Source organism: Lichenibacterium minor, assembly GCF_004137685.1.
In the GTDB taxonomy this organism is placed as follows: Bacteria; Pseudomonadota; Alphaproteobacteria; order Rhizobiales; family Beijerinckiaceae; genus Lichenihabitans; species Lichenihabitans minor.
Genome location: NZ_QYBB01000140.1, coordinates 1 through 1,491, shown reverse-complemented (window position 1 = coordinate 1,491; position 1,491 = coordinate 1). Strand labels below are relative to the sequence as shown.

Here is a 1,491-nt window from a genome sequence, read left to right as displayed (position 1 = left end):
GTAATTGCTCACCTCCCCTGGGCTGGTGTGGTGTCGCGGGCGTCGGGAAGCGGTTGGATTTTTGGGTCGACGACGGCCTTGGGATGTGAATCAAGGGTGGCGTGAACACGCCCACCCCGCCCATCGACAAGGACGCTCTGATCGCTTCCCTGCTGGAGCGGATCGAGGTGCTCATGGCGCAGAACGCTGCCCTTGCGGCGCGTGTCGCTGAGTTGGAGGCCAAGCTCGGCCTGCCGCCCAAGACGCCGGACAACTCGAGCCTGCCGCCGTCGAAGGGGCAGAAGCCGTCGCTGCCCTCCGTCCCCAAGCGCAAGGCCAAGCCCCATCCCGGCGCCCATCGGCTGCTCCATTCCAACCCGACCCGCCACCACGACGTGCTGGCGCTGTCGTGTCAGGCCTGCGGGGCCGACGTGTCGGGGGCGGAGCAGAGCCCCTGCGAGGTTTACGACCGGGTGGAGATCCCGACGACCGAGCCGGACGTGACGCGCGTGTCGCTGCACGGCGGCACGTGCCCGTGCTGTGCCAAGCGGTTCAAGGCCGAGCCACCAGCGGGCCTGGAGCCGGGCTCGCCCTTCGGGCCCAACATCCGCGCCTTCGTGATCTATCTGCGCGCCGTGCAGGGCATCCCTCTGGCGCGTCTGCGCGACGCGCTCCTCGACCTTTTCGGCCTGACGATCAGCGAGGGCGCGCTCGTCAACATGCTGTCTGCCGCCGCCGCGCCGTTCAAGGCCGGGGTGTCGCTCATCAAGGTGCGCCTGCTCGGCGGCACCGCCATAGCGTCCGACGAGACCGGGGTGCGGGTCGGCCGCGCCAACTGGTGGCTGTGGGTGTTCCACCACGGCGACAGCGCCGTGTTCGTCGCCGATGCGCATCGCTCGAAAGCGGTGGTGGAGGCCTTCCTCGGGGACCACCGCCCCGACTTCTGGACCTCGGACCGCCTCGGAGCCCAGGCGGGCTGGGCCAGGAAGGACCATCAGGTCTGCCTGGCGCACCTGATCCGCGACGTCCAGTACGCCATCGAGGCCGGCGACGCTGTGCTCGGGCCCGGCCTGAAACACCTGCTCGAACGGGCCTGCGCGATCGGGCGGCGGCGGACGACCCTCAAGAACGCAACCTTGAAAGCCTACGAGGCCGACCTGGAGCGCCGCCTCGACCGCACCATGGCGCTCGATCCAACCCACCCGGCCGGGACCAAGCTCAAACGCATGATCCTCAAGGTCCGATCGCAACTCTTCGTCTTCGTCCAGAACCGGGATCTCGAAGCGACCAACAACGGGTCGGAAAGGGCGCTGCGTCCCTGCGCGGTCTATCGCAAGATCACCAACGGCTTTCGCCAGGAGTGGGGCGCCCACCTCTATGCCGACATCAGGTCCGTCATCGAGACGGCTCGACGACGCTCCGTTCGCGCCATCGATGCCATCCGCCTCACGCTGCGAGGCCAGCCAATCGCCGTGCCGGCCTGAACGGCAGCACGACCTCGTGAGCAATTAC

At 68.4% G+C, this 1,491-nt stretch carries 1 protein-coding gene; it reads left to right on the top strand.

Annotated features, from left to right (window positions below; genetic code table 11):
* Window positions 1-101: 101 nt before the first annotated feature.
* Window positions 102-1,463, top strand: coding sequence for an IS66 family transposase (tnpC, locus tag D3273_RS27700; RefSeq protein ID WP_129230261.1), 1,362 nt, complete (start codon window positions 102-104; stop codon window positions 1,461-1,463).
* Window positions 1,464-1,491 lie beyond the last annotated feature (28 nt).